The sequence below is a fragment of the Microbacterium sp. AC132 genome (assembly GCF_979258525.1).
The window spans coordinates 3,086,973-3,112,222 of record NZ_OZ409862.1 but is presented as its reverse complement, the minus strand read 5'-3'; the positions used below and the strand labels follow the sequence as shown (position 1 = coordinate 3,112,222).

The 25,250-nt window shown below is 68.0% G+C and carries 23 protein-coding genes; 2 read left to right on the top strand and 21 right to left on the bottom strand.

Going from position 1 to position 25,250, the window contains the following annotated elements; translation table 11 throughout:
- Window positions 1-22: 22 nt before the first annotated feature.
- From uvrC to ACZZZQ_RS14900, 8 genes are read right to left on the bottom strand one after another with little or no spacing between them, the layout of a single operon-like run.
- The gene (gene uvrC, locus ACZZZQ_RS14935; RefSeq protein WP_053096661.1) at window positions 23-1,936 is read right to left on the bottom strand and encodes an excinuclease ABC subunit UvrC; all 1,914 of its coding nucleotides are present in this window, start codon (window positions 1,934-1,936) and stop codon (window positions 23-25) included.
- The gene (gene uvrA, locus ACZZZQ_RS14930) at window positions 1,936-4,824 is read right to left on the bottom strand and encodes an excinuclease ABC subunit UvrA (protein WP_463507849.1); all 2,889 of its coding nucleotides are present in this window, start codon (window positions 4,822-4,824) and stop codon (window positions 1,936-1,938) included. Before uvrA ends, uvrC begins: the two co-directional genes overlap by 1 nt.
- 58 nt (window positions 4,825-4,882) lie before the next feature.
- Complete coding sequence (locus ACZZZQ_RS14925) at window positions 4,883-5,413, bottom strand: hypothetical protein (protein WP_187249803.1); 531 nt, start codon at window positions 5,411-5,413, stop codon at window positions 4,883-4,885.
- Window positions 5,410-6,669 (bottom strand): DUF58 domain-containing protein, encoded by a 1,260-nt coding sequence (locus ACZZZQ_RS14920; RefSeq protein ID WP_463507848.1) that lies wholly within the window; start codon window positions 6,667-6,669, stop codon window positions 5,410-5,412. The genes ACZZZQ_RS14925 and ACZZZQ_RS14920 overlap by 4 nt, the downstream gene beginning before the upstream one ends.
- On the bottom strand, window positions 6,666-7,631 hold the full coding sequence (locus ACZZZQ_RS14915; RefSeq protein WP_056278936.1) for an AAA family ATPase: 966 nt from the start codon (window positions 7,629-7,631) through the stop codon (window positions 6,666-6,668). The genes ACZZZQ_RS14920 and ACZZZQ_RS14915 overlap by 4 nt, the downstream gene beginning before the upstream one ends.
- A gap of 10 nt (window positions 7,632-7,641) precedes the next feature.
- On the bottom strand, window positions 7,642-8,169 hold the full coding sequence (locus ACZZZQ_RS14910) for a hypothetical protein (RefSeq protein WP_463507847.1): 528 nt from the start codon (window positions 8,167-8,169) through the stop codon (window positions 7,642-7,644).
- Window positions 8,166-8,897, bottom strand: a complete 732-nt coding sequence (locus ACZZZQ_RS14905; RefSeq protein ID WP_463507846.1) for a DUF4129 domain-containing protein — start codon at window positions 8,895-8,897, stop codon at window positions 8,166-8,168. Before ACZZZQ_RS14905 ends, ACZZZQ_RS14910 begins: the two co-directional genes overlap by 4 nt.
- A gap of 20 nt (window positions 8,898-8,917) precedes the next feature.
- Window positions 8,918-9,361, bottom strand: coding sequence for a MarR family winged helix-turn-helix transcriptional regulator (locus ACZZZQ_RS14900; RefSeq protein WP_053096674.1), 444 nt, complete (start codon window positions 9,359-9,361; stop codon window positions 8,918-8,920).
- Between the two features lie 45 nt (window positions 9,362-9,406).
- Here ACZZZQ_RS14900 and ACZZZQ_RS14895 point away from each other — a divergent pair, with 45 nt between their 5' ends.
- Window positions 9,407-9,649, top strand: a complete 243-nt coding sequence (locus ACZZZQ_RS14895) for a hypothetical protein (RefSeq protein WP_053096676.1) — start codon at window positions 9,407-9,409, stop codon at window positions 9,647-9,649.
- 59 nt (window positions 9,650-9,708) lie between these two features.
- Here ACZZZQ_RS14895 and ACZZZQ_RS14890 read toward each other — a convergent pair whose 3' ends face one another.
- The 12 genes from ACZZZQ_RS14890 to rpsA form a co-directional block, all read right to left on the bottom strand.
- Window positions 9,709-10,041, bottom strand: a complete 333-nt coding sequence (locus tag ACZZZQ_RS14890; protein ID WP_230100727.1) for a TfoX/Sxy family protein — start codon at window positions 10,039-10,041, stop codon at window positions 9,709-9,711.
- Between the two features lie 19 nt (window positions 10,042-10,060).
- Complete coding sequence (uvrB, locus tag ACZZZQ_RS14885; RefSeq protein ID WP_053096678.1) at window positions 10,061-12,133, bottom strand: excinuclease ABC subunit UvrB; 2,073 nt, start codon at window positions 12,131-12,133, stop codon at window positions 10,061-10,063.
- A gap of 65 nt (window positions 12,134-12,198) precedes the next feature.
- Window positions 12,199-12,984 (bottom strand): GNAT family N-acetyltransferase, encoded by a 786-nt coding sequence (locus ACZZZQ_RS14880; RefSeq protein WP_053099158.1) that lies wholly within the window; start codon window positions 12,982-12,984, stop codon window positions 12,199-12,201.
- A 67-nt stretch (window positions 12,985-13,051) separates the two neighbouring features.
- Complete coding sequence (locus ACZZZQ_RS14875; protein WP_463507845.1) at window positions 13,052-14,263, bottom strand: MFS transporter; 1,212 nt, start codon at window positions 14,261-14,263, stop codon at window positions 13,052-13,054.
- A complete protein-coding gene (coaE, locus tag ACZZZQ_RS14870; RefSeq protein ID WP_285363340.1) occupies window positions 14,260-14,859 on the bottom strand; it encodes a dephospho-CoA kinase in 600 nt (199 codons plus the stop codon). Before coaE ends, ACZZZQ_RS14875 begins: the two co-directional genes overlap by 4 nt.
- A 32-nt stretch (window positions 14,860-14,891) precedes the next feature.
- Window positions 14,892-15,335, bottom strand: a complete 444-nt coding sequence (locus tag ACZZZQ_RS14865) for a CoA-binding protein (protein WP_463508101.1) — start codon at window positions 15,333-15,335, stop codon at window positions 14,892-14,894.
- Between the two features lie 137 nt (window positions 15,336-15,472).
- On the bottom strand, window positions 15,473-16,777 hold the full coding sequence (locus ACZZZQ_RS14860) for an O-acetylhomoserine aminocarboxypropyltransferase/cysteine synthase family protein (RefSeq protein ID WP_463507844.1): 1,305 nt from the start codon (window positions 16,775-16,777) through the stop codon (window positions 15,473-15,475).
- The gene (acs, locus tag ACZZZQ_RS14855; protein WP_463507843.1) at window positions 16,774-18,774 is read right to left on the bottom strand and encodes an acetate--CoA ligase; all 2,001 of its coding nucleotides are present in this window, start codon (window positions 18,772-18,774) and stop codon (window positions 16,774-16,776) included. Before acs ends, ACZZZQ_RS14860 begins: the two co-directional genes overlap by 4 nt.
- A gap of 2 nt (window positions 18,775-18,776) precedes the next feature.
- Window positions 18,777-19,637 carry an ABC transporter permease gene (locus ACZZZQ_RS14850; RefSeq protein ID WP_150115086.1) on the bottom strand — a complete coding sequence of 287 codons (861 nt, stop codon included), beginning with the start codon at window positions 19,635-19,637 and terminating at the stop codon, window positions 18,777-18,779.
- Window positions 19,634-20,680, bottom strand: a complete 1,047-nt coding sequence (locus tag ACZZZQ_RS14845; protein WP_056278943.1) for an aliphatic sulfonate ABC transporter substrate-binding protein — start codon at window positions 20,678-20,680, stop codon at window positions 19,634-19,636. Before ACZZZQ_RS14845 ends, ACZZZQ_RS14850 begins: the two co-directional genes overlap by 4 nt.
- Entirely contained in the window at window positions 20,677-21,528 is an 852-nt protein-coding gene (locus ACZZZQ_RS14840; protein ID WP_463507842.1) for an ABC transporter ATP-binding protein, read from the bottom strand. The genes ACZZZQ_RS14845 and ACZZZQ_RS14840 overlap by 4 nt, the downstream gene beginning before the upstream one ends.
- Window positions 21,529-21,661: 133 nt before the next feature.
- Window positions 21,662-23,116 carry a 30S ribosomal protein S1 gene (gene rpsA / locus ACZZZQ_RS14835; protein ID WP_053096692.1) on the bottom strand — a complete coding sequence of 485 codons (1,455 nt, stop codon included), beginning with the start codon at window positions 23,114-23,116 and terminating at the stop codon, window positions 21,662-21,664.
- 203 nt (window positions 23,117-23,319) lie between these two features.
- Between rpsA and ACZZZQ_RS14830 the strand changes: the two genes are divergently transcribed.
- The gene (locus ACZZZQ_RS14830) at window positions 23,320-24,255 is read left to right on the top strand and encodes a 5'-3' exonuclease (RefSeq protein WP_463507841.1); all 936 of its coding nucleotides are present in this window, start codon (window positions 23,320-23,322) and stop codon (window positions 24,253-24,255) included.
- A 1-nt stretch (window position 24,256) separates the two neighbouring features.
- Here ACZZZQ_RS14830 and ACZZZQ_RS14825 read toward each other — a convergent pair whose 3' ends face one another.
- Complete coding sequence (locus tag ACZZZQ_RS14825; protein WP_463507840.1) at window positions 24,257-25,243, bottom strand: PHP domain-containing protein; 987 nt, start codon at window positions 25,241-25,243, stop codon at window positions 24,257-24,259.
- Window positions 25,244-25,250: the final 7 nt, after the last annotated feature.

Sequence of the window (25,250 nt, the reverse complement as noted above, 5' to 3'; positions counted from 1 at the left end):
CTTCTCCCCCGCTGGCTCCAGCCTAGCGAGTGGAGAGATGCGTATGGATGTTCTGTGCGAGGACAGGACCGATCCCCTGCACCTCCTGGATCGCCTCCAGAGGCGCGGAGCGCAGCGCGGTGACGGAGCCGAAGTGCTTCAGGAGGACCTTGATCCTCGAGGAGCCGAGGCCTGGCACCTCGGCCAGGATCGACGTGATGTCGTTCTTGCGTCGTTTGCGCTGGTGCGTGATCGCGAACCGGTGGGCCTCGTCTCTCAGCCGCTGCAGCAGGTAGAGCGACTCGCTGGTGCGCGGCAGGATCACCGGGAAGTCCTCCCCCGGGAGCCAGATCTCCTCGAGCCGTTTGGCGATGCCGCACACGGCGATCTCGGTGTGCCCGGCGTCTCGCAGTGCACGTGCCGCCGCTTCGACCTGGGGCTGTCCACCGTCGACCAGCAGCAGCTGAGGCGGATAGGCGAAGCGCGGTTTGCGCTTGACCTCCACGACGACGTCCTCGGACTCGTCTCCCGCCTCCACGGGGACCGCTGCGGATGCGGGCTCATCGATCTCTTCCGGACGATCGAGGTAGGCGAGTCGACGACGCAGCACCTGGTACATCGAGTCCGTATCGTCGGTGGTCTCGGCGATGTTGAACGACCGGTACTGGTCTTTGCGGGGAAGTCCGTCTTCGAAGACCACCATCGAGGCGACGACGTTCGTGCCACCGAGGTGCGAGATGTCGAAGCACTCGATGCGAAGCGGCGCCTCCGACATCCCCAACGCCTCCTGCAGATCGGTCAGAGCCTGGGTTCGTGCGACGTAGTCGCTCGTACGACGGGTCTTGTACCTGATCAGGGCCTGCTGCGCGTTGAGGGTCGCCGTGCGCATGAGATCAGCGCGTTGCCCCCGTTGGGCGATGGCGATCTCGACCTTCTTGCCTCGCCGCTCGCGCAGCCAGACCTCGAGCTCGGCCGCGTCGTCGGGAAGGGTCGGCACGATGATCCGCCGGGGCACATCCTGCGCATCGCCGTACGCGCGCTGCAGCACCTGGTCGACGAGATCGGCTGTCGAGATGTCGATCTCCTTCTCGATCGTCATCGCGCGAACACCGCGGACGCGCCCGCCGCGGATCACGAAGTGCTGCACGGCGGCAGCCAGCTCGTCCTCCGCGATGCCGAAGAGGTCGGCATCCTCGTCGGTCGCGAGCACGAGCGCGCTCTTGCCGAGCACGGCCTCGATCGCGGTGAGCTTGTCACGGTATCTGGCGGCGGCCTCGTAATCCATCGCGGCCGACGCCGCCAGCATCCGCTTGGTCAGCTCTCGGGTGAAGCGCTCATCGCCGCCCGCCATGAAGGCGACGAAGTCGTCGACCATGGCACGGTGCTCCTCGATCGTCACCGTCATCGAGCACGGCCCGCCGCACTTGCCGATCTGCCCGGGAAAGCACGGCCGGCCGGTCTGCATCGCGCGTTTGTAGCTGGAGTCGCTGCAGGTGCGGATCGGGAATGCCTTGACCATCAGGTCGATCGTCTCGTGCACCGCCCAGACCTTGGGATAAGGACCGAAATAGCGGGCACCGGGAATCTTGCGGTTCCTGGTCACGATCACGCGCGGCGCCTCATCACCCAGGGTCACGGCCATGAACGGGTAGGACTTGTCGTCCTTGTAGCGGACGTTGAAGGGCGGATCGAACTCCTTGATCCACATGTACTCCAGCTGCAGCGAGTCCACGTCCGTCGAGACGACGGTCCACTCGACGGACGACGCCGTGGTGACCATGCGCCGCGTGCGTTCGTGGAGCGTGCGCAGCGGAGCGAAGTAGTTCGACAGTCGCTGGCGCAGGTTCTTGGCCTTGCCGACGTACAGCACGCGTCCATCAGCATCGCGGAAGCGGTACACGCCGGGGTTGGTGGGGATCTCACCAGCCCGCGGCTTGTACGGCAGGACGTCGGCCATCAGCTGGCCTTCCGCGCAGAGCGCCCCTCACCCAGGATCTCGGCGAGGAACTGACCCGTGTGGCTGTCCTCGACTCGCGCGATCTGCTCGGGAGTGCCGGTCGCCAGGATCTCGCCGCCGCCCGAGCCGCCCTCGGGCCCGAGGTCGATCACCCAGTCCGCGGACTTGATCACATCGAGGTTGTGCTCGATGACGATCACCGTGTTGCCCTTGTCGACGAGTCCGTTCAGTACCTCGAGGAGCTTGCGCACGTCTTCGAAGTGCAGACCGGTGGTCGGCTCGTCGAGGACGTAGATGCTGCGACCGTTGCTGCGCCGCTGGAGCTCGGTGGCCAACTTGACGCGCTGAGCCTCGCCGCCGGAGAGAGTCGTCGCCGACTGACCGAGGCGCACATACCCGAGCCCGACGTCGACGAGGGTCTTCATGTAGCGGTGGATCGCCTGAATGGGCTCGAAGAACTCGGCCGCTTCCGCGATCGGCATCTCGAGGACCTCGGCGATGTTCTTGCCCTTGTAGTGCACCGACAGCGTGTCGCGGTTGTAGCGCTTGCCGTGGCAGACCTCGCAGTCGACGTACACGTCGGGCAGGAAGTTCATCTCGATCTTGATCGTGCCGTCGCCCGAGCACGCCTCGCAGCGGCCGCCCTTGACGTTGAAGCTGAATCGCCCTGGCTGATAGCCACGGACCTTCGCCTCGGGGGTCTCGCTGAACAGCGAGCGGATGCGGTCGAACACGCCGGTGTAGGTGGCCGGGTTGGACCGCGGCGTGCGGCCGATCGGTGCCTGATCGACGTGCACGACCTTGTCGAGGTTGTCGAGCCCTGACACACGCGTGTGCTTTCCGGGAACCGTGCGGGCGCCGTTGAGCCGCGAAGCCAGCACCTGGTACAGGATGTCGTTGACGAGCGACGACTTGCCCGAACCCGACACGCCGGTCACCGCCGTGAGAACGCCCAGCGGGAAGTTCACGCTGACGTTCTTGAGGTTGTTCTCGCGGGCGCCGACCACGCTCAGCATGCGCTTCTTGTCGAGCTTGCGACGCTTCGCCGGAGTGGGGATCTCGCGCGCACCCGAGAGGTATTCGCCCGTCATCGAGTTCGGCTCGTTCAACAGAGCCGAATACGGACCGGAATGCACGACCTCTCCGCCGTTCACGCCGGCACCCGGTCCGATGTCGACGACCCAGTCAGCGGCTTCGATCGTCTCTTCGTCGTGCTCGACGACGATGAGCGTGTTCCCGAGGTCGCGAAGTTTCAGAAGGGTGTCGATCAGACGACGGTTGTCACGCTGGTGCAGACCGATCGACGGCTCGTCGAGGACGTAGAGGACGCCGGTGAGCCCGGAGCCGATCTGCGTCGCCAGTCGGATGCGCTGCGCTTCTCCACCGGAGAGCGACCCGGCGGACCGGCTGAGGTTGAGGTAGGAGAGCCCGACCTGCAGGAGGAAGTCGAGTCGCAGGCGGATCTCACGCAGCACCTGAGCCGCGATCTTCGCCTCACGATCGCTGAGGGTGAGGGTCTCCATGAACGACCGCGCGTCGGCAAGGCTCAGGTGCGACACCTCGGCGATCGAATGCCCGTGCACCTGCACCGCGAGCACCTCGGGCTTGAGTCGGTTGCCGTCGCACACCGGGCAGGGGACCTCGCGGAGGTACTCGCCCCAGCGCGAGCGCTGCGTGTCGGACTCGGCCTGGGCGTACTGCCGCTCGATGTACGGCACGACGCCTTCGAACCCCGATGCATAGCGCATCTCGCGCCCATAGCGGTTCTTGAACTTGACGGTGACCTTGTAGTTGTCGCCGCGCAGGATCGCGTCCTGAACGTCGACGCGCAGATCCTGCCACGGGGTGTCGAGAGAGAAGTTGAGGTCGTCGGCCAATCCCTCGAGCAGCCGCTCGTAGTACTGGAAGAGCCCCTTGCCCTGGGTGGTCCACGGGATGATCGCGCCCTCGCGGATGGAGAGCTCCTCGTCGCCGAGCATCAGGTCGATGTCGACGGACATGCGGGTGCCGAGACCCGAGCAGGCCGGACAGGCACCGAAGGGCGCGTTGAACGAGAACGTGCGCGGTTCGATCTCGGTGAGGGTGAGCGCGTGGCCGTTCGGGCAGGCGAGCTTCTCGGAGAAGGACTGCCACGCGTCGTCGCCCTCTGCGTCGACGTAGTTGATCTGCACCACGCCGCCGGCGAGCCCGAGCGCGGTCTCGACCGAGTCCGTGACTCGACCGAGGATGTCGTCTGTCGCGACGAGGCGGTCGACGACGACGGCGATGTCATGCTTGTAGCTCTTCTTGAGCGTGGGCGGCTCGGCGAGCTGGATGAGGTCGCCGTCGACGATCGCGCGCGAATAGCCCTTGGCTCCCAGCTCGCGGAACAGGTCGACGAACTCGCCCTTCTTCTGCGAGACGATGGGCGCGACGATCTGGTAGCGGGTGCGCTCGGGCAGCTCCATGAGCTGGTCGGCGATCTGCTGGACGGTCTGACGTTGGATGCGCGCACCGCACTCGGGGCAGTGCGGAATCCCGATCCGCGCCCACAGCAGACGCATGTAGTCGTAGATCTCGGTGATGGTTCCGACCGTGGACCGCGGGTTGCGGTTGGTCGACTTCTGGTCGATCGACACCGCAGGGCTGAGGCCCTCGATGAAGTCGACGTCCGGTCGGTCGACCTGACCGAGGAACTGACGCGCGTAGGCGCTCAGCGACTCGACGTAGCGACGCTGTCCTTCAGCGAAGATCGTGTCGAAGGCCAGACTGGACTTTCCCGATCCGGACAGGCCGGTGAACACGACGAGGGAGTCGCGTGGGATGTCGATGTCGACGTTCTTGAGATTGTGTACGCGGGCACCGCGGACACTGAGTTTTCCTGGGGTTGCAACCGGGACGATAGGCACTGATCAAGTCTACGAGTGGCCACCGACATTGGCTCCGTGAGGGCTCACAGGGAAGCGATCAGTGCTCTCGAGTACCGCGGTTCGCCCGCGTGAGCAGGGTCGCGACGAGTGCGACCACGGCTCCGGCCCCGGCGACAGCGGCCCAGGGCACTGTCGGCAGCGACGCGGGGGTGTCGATGCGCATGACCACCATGACGGCCACGGTGATCGGCTGGGCGATCGCCTGCACGACGATCAGCCTCACCAGGCTCGGACGGAGGGCGGTCACGATCACGCGGGAGCCGGCCGGGATCACGAGGGAGAGCGACATGAGGACATGGATCACCTGCACCGCGAGCACAGCGATCATCGCGCGCCCGACGTCGGGCTCCGAGATCAGCATCCCGATCACGAGGCATCCGATCGACCCCCAGGCCGCGAAGGTCTGCGGAAGAGCGGCGGCGATGATCGCCAGGACGACTGCCGCCACCTGCCATCCGAGCAACGGGCACAGCATGGCAGCACCCGCGGCGACGGCGACGACGAGCGCGCCCCTCACGACGAGTCCCGGGACGGAAGGACCCGTCCGTAGCGTGTCGTTCGCTCTCATCGCCTGGCCCTCGCGATCGCACGCATCGCCGAGGACGGGTCCGAGGCCCACGAGAGCACGTCGACTCCGGCGCCGTGGAGATCCGCGAACACGTTCCCCCTCTCTGCGAGCACGGTGCGCAAGCCGATCAGCTGCGCACGGGTGAGCCGAGCACGGTCGAGCGGAGGGAGGACATCGACGGCGACGACTCTGTGGCCGCTGGCCCTCCACATCAGCGCGGTCCGAGCGGCGGCGCCCTCGAAGAAGGTCGACAGCACGAAGACCACCGAGCCGTGCGGCACGGGAGGAGTGCGACGGAAAGTCGCGTCGTCTCTCGCCTGACCGGTCGCGGCGATGGCCGCCACGACCCGTGCCAGGTGCCTCGAGCCGCCGCCGCTCCTCAACGACCGGCCGCCGTGCACGAGCACGTGAAGTGCGACGCGGTCGCCCTCGCCTATGGCCGAGTCGGCGATGGCTCGCGCAGCCTCCCTCGCGAGGTCGAGGGAGGTCACGCCGCTGCGTTCGCGGTCGCCGCTCCCCCACGAGGCGACGACCTCACCCAGATCCTCAGACGTGTCCATGGCGACCACGACCGACGAGTCGCTGAGCGTATTGGTCCGACGGACCATCAGATCGCCTGGCCGACGGGACATCCGCGCCGTCGCCCGCCAGTCCACGCGGCGGAGTTCGTCGCCGGGCGCGAAGGGGTGGATGTCCCGGAAGTCACCGCCCTGACCCGCCCGACGCCCCTCGTGCGCGCCATGCGACCCCGTCAGTCGTCGCGGCAGCGGGAGCGCGTCGAGTGATCGGCGGGGCGGGGCCACCTGACGCCTGATGGCGGCGAGGTCCGACGTCGACGAGAGCGCCGCTCCCTCGAAGGAGAACCCCCTCGCTGCCGCCTGGACCGGGATCGTCGGACCGGAGTGCAGGACCTTGCTCCGCGCAGTGAATGTGAAGCCACCGCCGGGCACGATCACGCGTCTGCTGCGACGCTCCGACTGCACCACCACCACCTCGACGGCATCCGCATCGCTGTCCACCGCGATCGACGTGAGCAGCTCGCCATCGCGCCCGGGCACCGCGTCGATCGCGATCTTCGTCACCGCGCCGGATGTGCCCCGCGCGATCGCGAAACCGCTCCAGATGGCCAGAGGAAGCCCCATTGCCACCACGTCGGGTCTTCCTGCGAGAAGGCCGACCGCGGCGAGCAGGACAGCGCCTCCGATCGCCACGGACAACACAGGACCGCGACGCCCCGCGTCGGGTCCGTCCGTCATCCGAGCACTCCGACGGTCGGCGGAACAGCCACCTGTCCGACGACCGAGCGCACCACATCGGATGCCGACGCGCCCTGGGCCCACGCCTGAGGTGTGAGCGTGAGACGATGCGCCAGCACGGGCACGGCGATCCGCTTGATGTCGTCCGGACGGACGAAGTCGCGGCCATCCAGAGCCGCGAGCGCTCGTCCCAGCAGCAGCAGACCCAGAGAACCCCGCGGCGACGCACCGACCTCGACGTTCGCCGCGGTCCGGGTGGCGCGTGCGATCTCGACGCAGTAGCGCGAGATGTCCGGGTCGACGTGGATGGCCTCGACGGCCTCCTGCAGGGAGATGAGCTGAGCGGCGTCGATGACCGGAGCGATGTGAGCAGCCTCCTGGCGCCTGCTCACGCGGTTCTCCAGGATGCGGGCCTCGCTCTCCGCCGCCGGATAGCCGACGGACAGCCGCACCATGAACCTGTCGAGCTGTGCCTCGGGCAGCGCGTACGTGCCCTCGTACTCGATCGGATTCGACGTCGCGATCACATGGAACGGCGCGGGCAGGGCGAAGCTGTTGCCCTCGACGGTCACCTGACGCTCCGCCATCGCCTCGAGCATCGCCGACTGCGTCTTCGGCGTGGTCCTGTTGATCTCGTCGGCGAGCAGCAGTCCGGTGAAGATCGGCCCCGGCCGGAAGACGAAGTCCCCCGAGTCCGGAGCGTAGACGTACGACCCCGTGACATCGCCGGGGAGCATGTCCGGAGTGCACTGCAAGCGCCGGAACGACAGCCCCAGCGCCGAGGCGAGGCTGCGCGCGGCGAGCGTCTTCCCCAGGCCCGGCACATCCTCGAACAGCACGTGACCGCCGGCGAGGATCGAGGCCAGAGCGATCTCGACCGGGTCGTCCATGCCCACGACGACTGTTCGCACGGCGGCCAGGATCCGGGCTCCGGTGGCGGCGATCTCTGCGGGGCTCGTCATGGCATCTCCTTCATCGACGCGGCGGCGAGGGCCGCCCGTGGTCGGGGGTCGGTACGTGCAACCGGGGTGACGGTTCGTCCGGCGAGGTGGGATCCAGTCGATCGATCGCGTCCAGCGCCCTCTCGACGTCGACGATCGTCGTCTCCGGTGCCGTCAGGCGCTCCCAGACTCCCGGGTCGATCAGCCGCGGGAGTCGGTCGCGGTGGGCAGGGTCATCCGGATCCACTCCGTGGCGCATCAGCCGCTGACGCAGGATCACCCCGACACGGCGCGTGATCTGCGCTCCCGCGATGCCGGTGTGTGTGTTCAGTGCCCACGCCATGCGAGAGATCTCGGTAGGTCGTCGATCCGGCTCCACGTCTATGCGCGGCGCGTCGAACCCCGGCTCGAGCGGCATCGCGAGCTGCGCGAGCAGACCGACCGCACCGATCAGGAGACCCCATGCGATCACGAACGGCCAGGTGAAGCCGAAGCCGAGGAGCGCCAGAGCGACGAGGACCGCCGCCCCCGCTGCGACCAGCGTTCTGCGGACAGTCACCGCCACACCTCCTCGATGCGTCGCAGGGCCTCTCTCGCCGAGGCCCGGTCGCCCTCGTCGGCCGACCCGACTCCGAATCGGACGCTCTCGTAGAGACGCAGCAGCGACGCGGCGTCCCCGGCCACCCCGGGCCGCAGAGTGATGATCCGCACCACGAACTCGCCGGGAGTCTCGGTCGCCGCTCGCTTCACCCCTGCGTCTGCGGCACTCTCTTCGAGGCCGATCCACGCGGCGACGATGGCATCAGACGCTCGGGCGCGCTCGTCTATCTGCATGAGCGCCCCGGCGATCCCGCGCTGCATCACAGCGACGGCGATCTCGGGTTCCGGCGCCGAGGTGAGGTGATCGACCTCGGATGCGACCGCCGCCGCGTCACGACGGCCCAGCGGGCGATCCCGCCACGCTCGCAGCAGGGCTCTCGCGGCGATCACGAGGAGCGCGATGAGCCCCGCAGCGACCAGCGCCATGAGGATCACGGCGAGCGTCTGAACGACCGCGGCGGCGGTGGAGTCGATCTCCATCGGCTCGGGAACCCCGGTGGCACCCGGATCACTGGACGGCAGCGACTCCGCTGTCCCCCGAGGAATCGGCGCGGCGGGGCGGAACGTCGGCGCGCCCTGGATCGCCGCAGCGATCATGGCCACGACGAAGAGTCCCACGACGAGAGTCGAGAGGACCATGCGATCGACGCTCCGGCGCGCAAGACGCGTCTGGGGTTCGCTCGGCATGCCCACACCCTACGGTGCGGTCACTCCATGGCGGGGCGGCGACCCGCGAATGCCGACAACCCGTCGCGCAGTGTGGCTACCTGCTCGAGATCCATCCCCACGGCGGCCATCACCTGTCGAGGAACGTCGAGAGCGCGATCTCGCAGAGCTCGACCCGTGTCCGTGAGGGTGATGTCGAGACGGCGCTCGTCCTCGACGCTGCGTTGTCTGGCGACCAGCCCGTCGGCTTCCAGACGCTTCACCAGGGGAGACGCCGTCGCCGGCTCGAGAGCGAGGTCAGCCGCAAGATCGTTCAAGGGACGCGGAGCACGCTCCCAGAGCGCCAGCATCACGAGATACTGCGGATGCGTGAGCCCGAGCGGCTCGAGGATCGGCCGGTAGATCGCCACGACGTTGCGCGCTGCGGTCACCAGGGCGAAGCAGAGCTGATTGTCGAGTTTGAGCAGGTCGTCCGATGCGGTCACGGCTTCGAATATACATTGACCCTAATAGTTAGTACACTAAGCAACATGGCCAGTTCTGACGATCGACCTCCGCTCCGCACTCGGATTCGCGAGGCCGGAGGACTGTACGCGTGGATCAACTCGAATCTGATCCGCTTCGCGGGCCCCGCCTCCGTCGGCCCCTACGAGAAGACTCCCCCGCCGAGCCCGTCCGAGCGGGCAGAGCGCGCCTGCCCGTTGTGCGGTGCGCCGATGAGCGAGCACGAGATCGACCGTTCAGGTCCGAAGACCCTCGTTCACTGCCCCTGACAGGGGATCTCACCCGTCGGCTGAGACTCGTTCTCGCGCGTCAGCTGAGACTCTCGCTCTCAGTCGTCGCGCTGCGCGTCTTGGCGTGCGACGTCGAGCCACGAGGCGAGATCATCGTCGTCGACGAGCACGCTCGGCGACACATCGAGCCAGCTGGTGCCCATCGTCCGCGCGCCCATGACCGCGACCGCCACCCCGGGGCGGGTGATCAGCGAGTCACCGTGCTCGCCATCGACCCGGACGAGCAGAACCCCGCCCGCGCGCGCTCCGACGAGGATGTGCCCATCGAGGAGGAAGGCGCGCGTGCCGAACATGCGCTTCTCCTCGACGTTCTCGTCGAGTGTGAGGAGCGCTCGCACTCGATCGGCGAGCTCCTCGCCCGCTGCATCCATCCTGGTGCCTCCGAGCTTCTCAGGCGTGGCCGGCCTTCTCCATCGCGCGCAGTTCCTTCTTCATGTCCTGCACCTCGTCGCGCAACCGCCCGGCGAGCTCGAACTTGAGCTCGGCGGCAGCCGCGAGCATCTGATCCGAGAGGTCCTGGATCACCGCTTCGAGCTGCTGAGCTCCTTCTGCGGCGATGCCGGTGCGCCGCAGGTTCGGCGTCGGCGACTTGCCCTTGCCGGTCGCTCTCCCGCGCCCGGACATCATCTCAGCGGTGTCGGCGCCCTCACGCGCGAGCACCTCGGTGATGTCGGCGATCCGTTTGCGCAGCGGCTGAGGGTCGATACCGTTCTCGAGGTTGTACGCGACCTGCTTCTCGCGGCGGCGATCGGTCTCTTCGATCGCCTTCGCCATCGAGTCGGTGATCTTGTCGGCGTACATGTGCACTTCGCCGGAGACGTTTCGCGCCGCGCGACCGATCGTCTGGATGAGCGAGGTGCCTGACCGGAGGAAGCCTTCCTTGTCGGCGTCGAGGATCGCGACGAGGGACACCTCAGGCAGGTCGAGCCCCTCTCGGAGCAGGTTGATTCCCACGAGGACGTCGTACACCCCGGCACGCAGTTCGCTGAGCAGCTCGACCCGTCGCAGAGTGTCCACGTCCGAGTGCAGGTATCGCACGCGTACGCCGTGCTCGCCGAGGAAGTCCGTGAGCTCCTCGGACATCTTCTTCGTGAGTGTCGTGACGAGCACACGCTCGTCGCGCTCGACCCGAAGCCGGATCTCCTCGAGGAGGTCGTCGATCTGCCCCTTCGACGGCTTCACGATGATGTGCGGGTCGACGAGTCCGGTCGGGCGGATGATCTGCTCGACCACGCCGTCGGCGATCCCCATCTCGTACTTGCCCGGTGTCGCAGAGAGATAGACGGTCTGTCCGATTCGGTTCTTGAACTCGTCCCAGCGCAGCGGCCGGTTGTCCATCGCGCTCGGAAGCCGGAAGCCGTGCTCGACGAGCGTGCGCTTACGCGAGGCGTCGCCCTCGTACATCGCACCGATCTGCGGCACCGTCACGTGCGACTCGTCGATCACGAGCATGAAGTCGTCAGGGAAGAAGTCGAGCAGCGTGTGCGGCGGCTCGCCGGGCTGGCGTCCGTCCATGTGCCGGGAGTAGTTCTCGATGCCCGAGCAGAACCCGAGCTGCTGCAGCATCTCGAGGTCGAACGTGGTGCGCATCCTCAGGCGCTGGGCCTCGAGGAGCTTTCCCTGACGCTCGAACTCCTTGAGCCGCTCTTCGAGCTCGTGCTCGATCGTGCCGATGGAGCGCTGGATCACGTCGGTGCCGGCGACGTAGTGCGAGGCGGGGAAGATCGGCACGGAGTCGAGCTTCTCGATCACCTCTCCGGTGAGCGGATGCAGCGAATAGAGCGCTTCGATCTCATCGCCGAACAGCTCGATGCGGATCGCGTGCTCCTCGTATACGGGGATGATCTCGATGGTGTCTCCCCGCACGCGGAAGTTGCCTCGGGAGAAGTCGACGTCATTCCGGTTGTACTGCATCGAGATGAACTGTCGGATCAGCGCGTCCCGGTCGTAGCGCTCCCCCACCTGGAGCGCGACCATCGCCCGGAGGTACTCCTCCGGCGCACCGAGACCGTAGATGCAGGAGACCGTCGAGACCACGATCACATCCCGACGGCTCAGCAGCGAGTTGGTCGTCGAGTGGCGGAGACGCTCGACCTCGGAGTTGATCGACGAGTCCTTCTCGATGAAGGTGTCCGTCTGCGGGACGTACGCCTCCGGCTGGTAGTAGTCGTAGTAGGAGACGAAGTACTCGACGGCGTTGTTCGGCATCAGCTCGCGGAACTCGTTGGCGAGCTGCGCGGCGAGAGTCTTGTTGTGCGCGAGGACGAGCGTCGGACGCTGCACCTGCTCGACCAGCCAGGCGGTCGTCGCGGACTTTCCGGTACCCGTGGCACCGAGCAGGACGATGTCTGTCTCGCCGGCATTGATGCGCGACGCGAGCTCGGCGATGGCCTTCGGCTGGTCGCCGGCGGGCGCGTATTCGCTGATGACCTCGAAAGGACGGACGCTGCGCGTGGTTTGCATACCTCCAGCGTATGCCGGGCCACCGACATCGGGGCCACGAGAGCCTCCAGCGGAATCCCTGCCCGTCAGTCAGTCGACCGCGTCCACACGTAGGGAGTGGTGGTCGTGACCGTGACGAGCCCGGCCCGCTCGAGGATCGGCCGCGAGAACTCCGTGGAATCCGAGTGCAGATACACCTTGCCGAGGGCGAGGGCGGATCGCGCCCGCTGGGCCGTCAGAGCCCGATAGACGCCGCGGCCCCGCCACTCGGGCAGCGTCGCACCTCCCCACAGACCGGCGAATCGCGTGCCCGTGACCGGTTCGAGCCGTCCAGCGCTGATCACCTCGTCTCCGGCGACGGCGGTCCACAGCTCCACCGTGTCGTCCTCGCGGATGCGCTGCAGCGTCGTCTCCACCCGCACCCGCCACCGGGGATCGCCGAACACCCTGCCCTGCATCTCCTCCATCGCGAACACCTCGGTCTCCGTTCGCGCGCGCCGAAGCTCGACTCCGGCGGGGAGCGACACCGGCTGGGCGAGCAGCTCCGCCTCGCCGATCATCACCGACTCCGTCTCCTCCGGCACGAAGCCTCGGCTTTCGAGAGTCCCGCCGAGCCCCGGTGCCCGGTCATGCCCGCGCGTCTTCCACTCGATCGAGTCGATCTCGCTCCGCCTCCCGAAGTGCGCGAGCGCGGCATCGACGAGCGCCTCGATGCCGCCCTGATCGACCCCGCCGAGATCGGCGTAGGACACGAACCCGCGCCCGCCCGGAAAGGCGGCGAGACGCAGCGGTCCGTGCGTCGCCACATCGAGGGCATGCACCACTTCCGCATCCGTGCGCAGCTCGTGGTCGTACGCTGCAAGATGCCTCATGCGCATGGTGCTGGTCCTTCGGGTCGGTCGCGCCGGCGAGCGGCTGCGCGGCGGTGCCGCCTCGCGATCATATGCGTCCTGTCGGCGACGACCGGAGCGCGCGCGCCGCGAGTGCCGCCGACACCGCGCACATCGTGATGATCGCGCCCACGAACCACGCCCAGTCCGCCCTGCCGAACACGATGCCCAGCGCCCATCCGAACAGGCTCGAGCCCGCGTAGTAGCCGAAGTAGTAGAGCGACGATGCCTGCGCACGACTGTCCGGCGTGGCAGCGGCCGGAGCCCACCCCGACGCAACCGCATGTGCGCCGAAGAAGCCGCCCGTGAAGAGCAGCAGCCCGAGGACCACCGGCAGCGCGGCCTGGCTGAGCATGGCGAGCGCTCCGATCCCCATCACCGCGATCGAGCACAGCAGCACCGGGTACCGACCGAAGCGAGATGCGAGAGCACCGGCGGTCGGTGACGAGACGGTGCCCGCGAGGTAGGCGAGGAAGAGCAGGGTCACCAGCCAGCTCGGAAGAGAGAACGGCGCGTCGATGACGTGGAATCCGAGGTAGTTGTACACCGCGACGAACGCCCCCATGAGAAGGAAGCCCTGCGCGTAGAGGGCGAGTTGCGGTGCGGAGCGCATCGGCGACACGAGACGCGCGAGCATCCCGCTTGTCGCACCCTGGCGAAGCCGACCGGGCACGAACCCCCGGGCCGTCGGCGTCAGCCAGAGGAAGAGAGCGGCCGCCATCGCGCAGACACCGGCCACGACCCAGATTCCCGCACGCCACCCCCACTGCTCGCCCGCCAATCCGGACACGACGCGACCGAGCAGACCACCCACGGTCGTCCCGGCGATGTAGCTCCCCGCGGCCGCCGCGGCATGCCGCGCACTCACCTCCTCGCTGAGGTACGCGAGCGCTACGGCCGGCACGGCGCCCAGTGCGATGCCCTCGAGCAGGCGCAGCGCCAGCAGCATCTCCATGCCGGTGCTGAGCGGAGCGACCAGACCCAGAACGGTAGCGGCGAGAATGCCGGTCCCCATCGCCGGCACTCGGCCGATGCGATCCGCGACCATCGACCACGGGATCACCGCCGCCGCGAGACCGAGCGTCGCGGCCGATACAGCGAGTGCCGCGGTGGCAGGCGTGATCCCGAGATCGGACGAGAGCTGCGGCAGAACGGCCTGCGGCGAATAGAGCTGGGCGAATGTCGCGATGCCGGCGAAGAAGAGCCCGACGATGAGACGCCGATAGGCAGGGGATCCGGGTGCGTGACCGGTGAAGGTCACGACGAGCGGATCCGCTCCCACAGGGCATCGGTCTGCAGCATCGTCTGCTCCAGGGATCCGGATGTGTCGACGACCTCGTCGGCGATCGCCAGCCGACGCTCGTCCGAGACCTGCGCATCGATCCGCTCCTGCGCAGCCTGTTCCGCCATGCCGCGCAACTCCACGAGCCTCCGTCTGCGCTCCTGGGCAGGCGCATGGGCGACGACGATCAGGTCCCAGGGGTCATCGACGCGCGCCTCGACCAGAAGGGGCACGTCGTACACGACCACACCGTCCGGATCGGCGGCCGCTGCCGCCTCGAATCGTCGCTGCGACTCGGCACGGACGGCCGGATGCACGATCGCGTTCAGCCGCGCCAGCCGCTCCGGATCGCCGAAGACCTTGGCCCCCAGGGCGGCGCGGTCGAGTGCGCCGTCCGCCGAGATGACGTCCGCGCCGAAGGCATCCTCGATCCGAGCCAGAACCTCGGAGCCGGGCGACTGCACGTCGCGGACGATCTGATCGGCGTCGACGACCACCGCGCCGAGCTCTGCGAGTCGTCGTGCGATGGTCGACTTGCCCGAGGCGATGCCGCCGGTGAGCGCGATGAGAGGCATCTCGCCAGTCTAAACGGGGCTGAGATCGTGGATCAGCGGGCCAGCAGCTGCCGTCGCGAGCTGATGACGCCGGTGTCGAAACCGGCCAGGTGGAGGCCTCCGTGGAACCGGGCGTGCTCGATCTTGATGCAGCGATCCATCACCACGGAGAGCCCTGAGCCTTCGGCGATCGCCGCGGCATCCTCGTTCCACGATCCCAGCTGCAGCCACAGGGTCTGCGCCCCGGCTTCGATCGCCTCCTGGGCGACGCCGGGCAGGTCGTCATGGCGGCGGAAGACGTCGACGATGTCCGGAACCACGGGCAGGTCGGACAGTGAGGAGTAGACCGGCTGACCGAGGATCTCCGATTCCCGCGGGTTGACGAGATAGACGTCGTATGCGGTGCTGGAGAGCAGGTACGTCGCGACGAAGTACGAGGCGCGCGCGGGATTGTTCGACGCGCCGACGATGGCGACCGACTTCGCGCGTCGCAACATGCCGAAGCGCTGCTGCTGGCTGGGGCCCTCCCAGGTCCGATCCGGGTGCGCCGGCGCGGATGCGGGCAGGGCGCAGGCCGCAGAATCCTGGGCGGTCGGCAGCGCGCAGGCGTCGGCGCCGGTGGTCTCGATTCCGCTCATCGAGTGGCTCCTGTCGCTGTCGTGAGGGCCTGGTCAAGATCCCAGATGATGTCTTCTGCGTCCTCGAGGCCCACCGAGATGCGGATGAGGTCAGGTCGCACGCCCGCCGCGACGACCTGCGATTCCGTGAGCTGACGGTGGGTCGTCGATGCCGGGTGGATGACGAGCGTGCGCGCGTCCCCGATGTTCGCGAGGTGCGATGCCAGCTGAAGATTCTCGATGAGCGTCTCGCCCGCCGAGCGACCGTCGTCGGCCTTGACCCCGAACGCGAACACCGAACCAGGACCGAGCGGCAGATACTTCGCTGCGCGCTCGTGGTGCGGGTGATGCTCGAGACCCGCCCACGTCACATACTCCACCCGGGGGTCGGAGTCGAGCCATTCGGCCACGATCCGCGCGTTCGCAAGGTGCGCATCGATCCGCTGCGGCAGCGTCTCGACTCCCTGGAGGAGGTTGAACGCCGACTGCGCGCTCAGCGCCGGGCCGATGTCACGCAGCTGCTCGGTGCGGAGCTTGGTGAGGAAGCCGTATTCGCCGAAGTTGTCCCACCACTTGATGCCGCCGTACGACTCGACCGGCTCTGTCATCTGCGGGAACCGGCCGTTGCCCCAGTCGAAGGTGCCCTTCTCGATGACGACGCCGCCGAGCGTCGTCCCGTGTCCGCCCAGGAACTTGGTGACCGAATGGATGACGATGTCCGCGCCGTGCTCCAGAGGGCGCGCGAGGTACGGGGTGGCGAGCGTGGCGTCCACGACCAGCGGCACACCTGCGGCGTGAGCGACCTCGGCCAGCCCCTCGATGTCGGCGATCTCACCCGAGGGATTGCCGATCATCTCCACGTAGACGACCTTGGTCTCCGGACGGATGGCGGCGGCGTAGTCGGCGGGATCGGTCGACGCGACGAACGTCGTCTCCACGCCGAAACGACGCAGGGTCACGTCGAGCTGGGTCACCGTGCCCCCGTACAGCTGCGCCGCGGCGACCACATGGTCGCCCGCTCCGACGAGCGCCGCGAACGTGATGAACTCCGCGCTCATCCCCGAGGCGGTCGCGACCGCGCCGATGCCGCCCTCGAGCGAGGCCAGACGTTCCTCGAGCGCGGCGACGGTGGGGTTGCCGATGCGCGAGTAGATGTTCCCGTACTTCTGGAGGGCGAAGAGGTTGCCGGCGTCCGCCGCGTCGTCGAACACGAACGACGTCGTCTGGTAGATCGGCACGGCCCTGGCGCCGGTCGCTGCGTCGGGAGTCCCGCCGGCATGCAGCGCCCTCGTGCGAAACCCGAAGCGATGTTCTTCCGTCATGATGTCCTCAGTTCAGCGTTCTCGAGCACGGCGGCGATCTCGCCGACGGCCCACGGATTCTGCAGCGATGTCGTGTCTCCCAGCGGAGCTGGGGCTCGTCCCGAGCGACGATCCTGCTCGGCCTCCCACAGCTGGGCGAGAAGTCGGCGCATGATCTTTCCCGAGCGGGTCTTCGGCAGGTCGGCGACCACGACGATGTGCTTCGGCTTGGCGACAGGACCGATGGCAGCCGCCACCTGCGACCGCAGCGCGGCGACCGACACCTCGGATCGTCCGGAGGGAGTCACGAAGGCGACCACCGCCTGGCCTGTGATGGGGTCTGCGACGCCGGCCGTTCCCGCTTCGCCGACCGTCTCGTGCGCCACCAGCGCCGACTCGATCTCGATCGTGGACAGCCGGTGGCCCGACACGTTCACCACGTCATCGAGCCGCCCCAGGATCCAGATGTAGCCGTCGGCGTCTCTCGTCGCACCGTCGCCCGCCACGTAGTAGCCGCCGTGTTCGCCGTGCCCGGCGTAGGCGGACCAATACGCATCGCGGTAGCGCTGAGGGTCGCCCCACACCGTCCTCGCCATACCCGGCCACGGGCGGCGCACCACGAGCGTGCCCGACCGACCGGGAGCGACCTCGTGGCCGTCCGCGTCGACGACCGTCGCATCGATGCCGGGCAGCGGCACGGACGCGGACCCCGGCTTGAGGGTCGTGACTCCGGGCAGCGGCGCGATCATCGCCGCCCCGGTCTCGGATTGCCACCAGGTGTCGATGACCGGCAGCTCATCGCGCCCGAAGTTCCGGCGGAACCAGATCCAGGCCTCCGGATTGATCGCCTCGCCGACGGTCCCGAGCAGACGGAGGGTCGAGAGATCGTGACCCGACGGGAGTTCGGGCCCGAACCAGGTCATGAAGGTGCGGATCAGCGTCGGCGCCGTGTAGTACACCGTCACGCCGTGCCGCTCGATGATCTCGAGATGACGTTCGCGATCGGGGGTGTCCGGCGTTCCCTCGTAGATCACCTGGGTCAGCCCGTTGGAGAGAGGCCCGTAGATCTCGTAGGTGTGAGCGGTCACCCACGCGAGATCCGCCGTGCACCAGTGCACGTCGTCGGGCTTCGCGTCGAAGTGCGCCCAGTGTGCCCAGCTCGCATGCGTCAGGTAGCCACCGGAGGTGTGCACGAGGCCCTTGGGCTTTCCGGTGGTCCCCGATGTGTAGATGATGAACAGCGGATGCTCGGAGTCGAACGCCTGCGCGATGTGGTCGGACGAGGCTGTGCCGACCGTGTCGTGCCACCAGACGTCTCTGCCGTCTGTCCACGGCACGTCCTGGCCGGTGCGCCGCAGGACCAGCACATGCTCGAGGTCCGGCAGATCCGCTGCGGCGATGTCGGCCGTCGACTTCACCTCGGTCGCGGTGCCGCGGCGGAACTGCCCGTCGCTCGTGACGAGCAGCTTGGCGCCGGTGTCGATCAGACGGAAGCGCACCGCTTCGGCCGAGAAGCCGCCGAACACCAGTGAGTGCACGGCGCCGATCCGTGCGCATGCGAGCGTGATCACGACCGTCTCGATCAGCACGGGCAGGTAGACGACCACCCGGTCGCCCGGTTCGATGCCGAGCGCGGTCAGCGCGTTCGCCGCCTGTGAGACGCGACGCTGGAGGTCCGCGTACGTGACCGAGGCCCTGTCCCCCGGCTCTCCTTCGAAGTGGAGGGCGATCTTGTCCCCGCGCCCGGCGTCGACATGACGGTCGACGCAGTTGTACGCCACGTTGAGGCGCCCGCCCACGAACCAGCGCGCCGCCGGGACGGCATCGCCCGCAGGCGGATCCCACTCGTGGGCCGTGTGCCAGTGCTCTGCCCAGTCGAGTCGGGACGCGGCCTGCTCCCAGAAGGCCGTGGGATCCGCGGCGGCCCTCGCATACGCCTCATCGGCGACGTTCGCCTGAGCGGCGAACGCAGCAGGGGCCGGGTACGCACGGGTCTCGTGCAGGCGCGCCTCGGTCATCGTCACATCCACCGACGGAGCAGGTACTTCTCGACCACCACGAGGATCGCGTTGGTGATCGTGCCGAGCAGCGCCAGCAGGACGATCGAGAGGATGATCCGATCGACGCGGCCGCTGTTCTGCGAGTCGGTCAGCAGGAAGCCGAGTCCCATCGACGACGCGATCAGCTCGGCGGCGACGAGGAACAGCCACGCCTGCGCGAGCGCCAGCCGGAGCCCCGCGGCGACCGACGGCACGACGGCCGGCAGCTGCACCGTGCGGAAGAGAGACCATCCGCGAAGACTGAACGAGCGTCCCGCCTCTACCAGCTGCGGGTCGACGTGGCGGAGTGCGGACGCGACAGTCGTGTAGACCGGGAAGAAGGCGCCGATGGCGATCAGCGTCACCTTGGACTCCTCGCCGATCTGCATCCACAGGATCAGCAGCGGCACCCAGGCGAGCGACGGCACCGCTCGGATCGCGGAGAGCGTCGGACTGAGCAGCACGTCGCCGACCCGTGACAGACCGACGATGCCGGCCACCGCGAGTCCGATGACAGAACCGACCGCGAACCCGAGCAGGACCCGTTGCACCGAGATGGCGACGTGCGTCCACAGCGTGCCGCGCTCGGCCAGCTCGACCCCCGCGGTGAAGACGGATGCCGGCGAAGGGAGCAGGTAGGGCGCGACGAGCCCGGTGGTCGTGACCAGCTGCCAGGCACCGACGATGATGAGCGGAAGCAGCAGTCCGCCGACGAGACGCACCGCGGGTCGATCCCAGGCATGACGGGCACCGGCCTCGTCACGACGCCGGACTCCGCGCGCCGCGTCGATCGCGTCCTGCGCATCCGCGGGCACCACCACGCGCTGGTCGGGAGTGATCACTCGCCGCCGACCGCCTTCTCGGCGAAGGTGGCGTTGATGAGGGAGTCGAGAGCCTTCTCGACCGAAGCCTCGCCACCCTGGACATCTCCGGATTCGACCAGCACCGGCGCGATCTTCTCGAGCACGGCGATCTGCGCCTCACCGGGGATGCCGCTGACGTCGAGGTTCGACCGCTCCTCGATGACGGTCGTCGCGACCGCGGGGTCGATCCCTGCGACCTCGGCGAGCAGCGCCGCGGTCTCGTCGGGGTTCTCGAGGGCCCACTCGCGCGCCTGCTCGTATGCGTCGACGACCGCCTGCGCGAGGTCCGCGTGGTTCTCGATGAAGTCCTCGGTGGCGTTGAGGAAGCCGTAGGTGTTGAAGTCCACGTTGCGGTAGATGAGCTCATCGCCCGATTCCACCTCGGCCGCGGCCATGATGGGATCGAGCCCCGCCCAGGCGTCTACCGAGCCGCTGTCGAGAGCGGCACGGCCGTCGGCGTGCTGGAGGTTCTGGACCTCGACGTCGTCGACCGAGAGGCCTGCTTCCTCAAGAGACTGGAGCAGGAAGAAATAGGGGTCCGTTCCCTTCGTCGCCGCGACCGACTTGCCCGCGAGGTCCTCGACCGAGGTGATGTCGCTGTCGGGGCCGACGACGATCGCCGACCATTCGGGCTGCGAGAAGATGTCGATGACCTGGATCGGTGAGCCGTTCGATCGGGCGAACAGTGCCGCCGAGCCGGCCGTGGAGCCGACGTCGATCGAGCCGGAGCGCAGCAGCTCGTTCGCCTTGTTGGATCCCGCGGACTGCACCCACTCGACCTCGACGTCGTCACCGAGGATCTCCTCGAGGATCCCCTGGTCGCGGATTACGAGGCTGAGCGGGTTGTAGGTCGCGAAGTCGATGGACAGAGTGTCCGCCGACCACTCCCCCGAGGCTGCCGCGTCGTCGGACGACGAGTCCGAGGCGGTGGCGTTCTCACCGGCGACGCAGCCGGTGGCGACGAGCATCATCGTCCCTGCGATCGTGATCGCGGGGATGATTCGTCGGGTGATGGTGCTCATCGGGTCTCCTCGGTGGCGGTGCGGTGGTGGGTGTCCACGCCGAGTCCTTCGAGGAGCTCTGCGCGGAGGTCGGCGAGACCGCGATCGGCGCGGTCCCGGGGTCGGATGCCGGGGACGGTGATCGCGCGCACGATGGACGGCGCTTCCGTGTCGGCGTCGCCGAGCGTGCGCAACAGCAGCACACGATCGGCGAGATAGAGGGCTTCTTCGACATCGTGCGTGACGAGGAGGACGGTGGTCGGCTCAGCCGCATGGATCTTGAGGAGCAGATCGTGCATCCGCAGGCGGGTGAGCGCATCGAGCGCACCGAACGGCTCGTCGAGCAGCAGCACGCCGGGATTGCGAGCGAGGGCGCGTGCGAGCGAGGCGCGCTGCGCCATGCCACCCGACACTTCGCGTGGCCGCTGATCAGCGGCCTTCTCGAGGCCGACGAGCTCGATGAGCTCCCGAACACGTTCCCGGCCTTCGCGGCGCGCGGTGCCACGGGGCAGACCGAGTTCGATGTTCTGGGCGATGGTCCGCCATGGCAGCAGGCGGGGCTCCTGGAACGCGACGGCGGTGCGCTCGTCGACGTCGGCCACGCGCGTGTCCTCGATGCGGATGCTGCCGCCGGTCGGCGCATCCAGTCCCCCGACGAGCCGCAGCAACGTCGACTTGCCGCACCCGGAGGGACCGACGATGGCGACGATCTCACCGGCGGCGACGTCGACGTCGACCGCGCGGAGGACGTCGCGCCGGCCGAGGGAGAGCGTGAAGCTGCGCTCCACCCCCTGCAGGCGCACCGGCTGTGCGGTGCCGGCGATCGCCGACGCGCCGGCCGTCGAGGGCGCCGAGAGCAGAGAGGTCATGTCCCCATGCTGTCCAACCCGCCGGAATGTGACGAATGCGAGCGTAATGATCGGTCATGGAGATCCGAGGACGCGTCGAGACGCAGAACGGGCCGCCATCCCGAAGGATGACGGCCCGTTCAGAGCGTGATGCTTAAGCGTTGCCGCCCGAGAGCTTCTCGCGGAGAGCCGCGAGAGCCTCGTCATCCGCGAGCGTGCCCGCGCCTGCGGCCTCGCTCGAGAAGACCTGACCGCCGAAGTCGTCGCCAGCGGCCGCCTCGGCCTCGGCTGCCTTGGCAACCTGAGCCTTGTGCGCCTCCCAGCGAGCCTGGGCTGCAGCGTACTCCTGCTCCCATGCCTCGCGCTGGGTGTCGAAGCCTTCCTTCCACGCACCGGTCTCGGGGTCGAAGCCCTCCGGGTACTTGTACTCGCCGGCCTCGTCGTACTCGGCGAGCATTCCGTAGAGCGCCGGGTCGAACTCGGTGCCGTTGACGTCGACTGCCTCGTTCGCCTGCTTCAGCGAGAGCGAGATGCGACGACGCTCGAGGTCGATGTCGATGACCTTGACGAAGACCTCTTCGCCGACCGACACGACCTGCTCGGCCAGCTCGACGTGCTTGCTGGAGAGCTCGGAGATGTGGACGAGGCCCTCGATGCCGTCTGCGACGCGAACGAACGCACCGAACGGAACGAGCTTGGTGACCTTACCCGGCGTGACCTGTCCGATCGCGTGGGTACGGGCGAAGACCTGCCACGGGTCCTCCTGCGTAGCCTTCAGCGACAGGGAGACGCGCTCGCGGTCGAGGTCGACCTCGAGGATCTCGACGGTGACCTCCTGGCCGACCTCGACGACCTCGGAGGCGTGCTCGATGTGCTTCCAGGACAGCTCGGAGACGTGCACGAGGCCGTCCACGCCGCCCAGGTCGACGAATGCACCGAAGTTGACGATCGACGACACGACACCCTTGCGGACCTGACCCTTGTGCAGGTTGTTCAGGAACGTGGTGCGCGACTCCGACTGCGTCTGCTCGAGCAGCGCACGGCGGCTGAGCACGACGTTGTTGCGGTTCTTGTCGAGCTCGAGGATCTTGGCCTCGATCTCCTGGCCGAGGTACGGCGTGAGGTCGCGGACGCGGCGCAGCTCGATGAGCGAGGCCGGCAGGAAGCCGCGGAGGCCGATGTCGACGATGAGTCCACCCTTGACGACCTCGATGACCGTACCGGTGACGACGCCGTCGTTCTCCTTGATCTTCTCGACGTCTCCCCAGGCACGCTCGTACTGAGCACGCTTCTTGGAGAGGATCAGACGGCCTTCCTTGTCCTCCTTCTGGAGAACCAGGGCCTCGACCTCGTCGCCGACCTTGACGACCTCGTTCGGGTCGACGTCGTGCTTGATCGAGAGCTCGCGCGAGGGGATGACGCCCTCGGTCTTGTATCCGACATCGAGGAGGACCTCATCGCGGTCGATCTTGACGATCGTGCCTTCGATGATGTCGCCGTCGTTGAAGAACTTCAGGGTCTTCTCGACCGCGGCCAGGAAGTCCTCAGCAGATCCGATGTCGTTGATGGCGACCTGCTTGGTGGCCGGGGCGGTCGTTGCGGTAGTCATGTAGTGGGTTGTCCTTGTGAATGGAGACTCGGGCTGAGGGCTCCGGCCGCGCACGGCCGATCATGAGCTCTGCAGCGATTGATTGGGTTCTGCCTCCCGGGCATGCATAGGCACGCCACGAGTGACAGTCAAGGTTATCAGATCCCGAGACGATATGACGGACTCGATACCATCCGCGTTCGGCGCGCTGACAGACTGTCTGCATGCCCCGCCCCGACAAGCTCCTCCTGCTCGACACCGCAAGCCTCTACTTCCGTGCGTTCTACGGGGTGCCCGACAAGGTCACGGCGCCGGACGGCTCCCCGATCAACGCCGCACGAGGACTCCTCGACATCATCGCGAAGCTGGTGACGCTGTACGAGCCGACCCATGTGGTCGCGTGCTGGGACGACGACTGGCGACCCCAGTGGCGAGTCGACCTGATCCCCAGCTACAAGGCGCACCGTGTCGTCGAGGTCGTGCCCGCGGGGCCCGACGTCGAGGAGGTCCCCGACCCCCTCGAGGCGCAGATCCCCCTCATCCGCGAGACTCTCGCCCTGCTCGGCATCCCGATCATCGGCGTCGCGGAGCACGAAGCGGACGACGTGATCGGCACGCTGGCGACGCACGCCACCATGCCGGTCGACATCGTCACGGGCGATCGAGACCTGTTCCAGCTCGTCGACGACGCGAGGAACGTGCGCGTCATCTATACCGCACGAGGCATGAGCAATCTCGAGATCGTCACGGATGCCGTGGTCGTCGCGAAGTACGGCGTGCTGCCGAGCCAGTACGCCGACTTCGCGACGATGCGCGGCGACGCGTCGGACGGACTTCCCGGCGTGGCCGGCGTCGGCGAGAAGACCGCGGCCACGCTCCTGCAGGCCCATGGCGATCTCGCCGGCATCCGCGCGGCTGCCGAGGCGGGTGAGGGGATGAGCGCCGGGGTCCGGGCGAAGGTGCTCGCCGCCGCGACGTACCTCGAGGTCGCCCCCACCGTCGTCGCCGTCGCGACCGACCTCCCGATCACCTCGCCGAGCGACCCGCTGCGTCCGCTCGACCCGTCCGAGGCTGATGCTGCGACCGCACTGGCTGAGCGGTGGAACCTGGGCGGCTCGATGACCAGGGCCGTCGCCGCGATCGCGACGATCGACGCCTGACTCAGCTCGCCCAGGCCAGCAGTCGGTCGAGACCCCAGGTCGTGATGATGCGGGAGGCAGGCACCCCCGCCTTCTCGGCACGCTCGGCACCGTGATCGAGGAGCGAGAGCTGACCCGGTGCGTGCGCATCCGAGTCGATCGAGAAGAGGCAGCCGGCCTCGAGGGCGATCGCGATCAGATCGTCGGGCGGGTCCTGACGCTCCGGCCGGGAGTTGATCTCGACCGCGACGCCGTTCTCGGCGCATGCGGAGAAGACGGCACGGGCATCGAACTGCGATTCCGGACGAGTGCCTCGGTCCCCCTGCACCAGCCGTCCGGTGCAATGCCCGAGCACGTTCACGCGCGGGTGGCTCACGGCGGCGATCATCCGTGCGGTCATGGGCCGGGCGTCCATCCGCAGCTTCGAATGGACGGATGCGACCACGATGTCGAGCTCCCCGAGGAGGGCGTCCTCCTGATCCAGCGCGCCGTCTTCGAGGATGTCGACCTCGATCCCCGCCAGCAGCGTGAACCCGTCACGCGATTCCGCCCTCACGAGCGGCATCTGCTCGCGCAGCCGCTCCGCGGATAGTCCGCGGGCGACCCGCAGACGCGGGGAATGATCTGTGATCGCCTGATACTCGTGACCGAGAGCCCGCGCCGCTGACGCCATCACGCCGATAGGCGTGGTTCCGTCCGACCAGTCGGTGTGCGCGTGCAGGTCCCCTCGGAGCTTCGCTCTCAGGGCCGACACGCGCTCGGGCTCCACGTCGCCTCGGAGCTCCACGAGGTAGTCGGGAACCTCTCCGCTCTGCGCCTGTCGGATGACTCCGAAGGTCGATTCGCCGATCCCTTTCGCCGCGCGCAGCCTCGTCGGATCCGAGCGCACGTCCGCCGGCAGCTGCTGCAGGGTCGCAGCTGCCTGACGGAAGGCCTTCGCCCGGTACCGCGACGCGCGTTCCCGCTCCAGCAGCGAGGCGATCTCGAGCAGGGCGGCGATCGGGTCCATCACATCT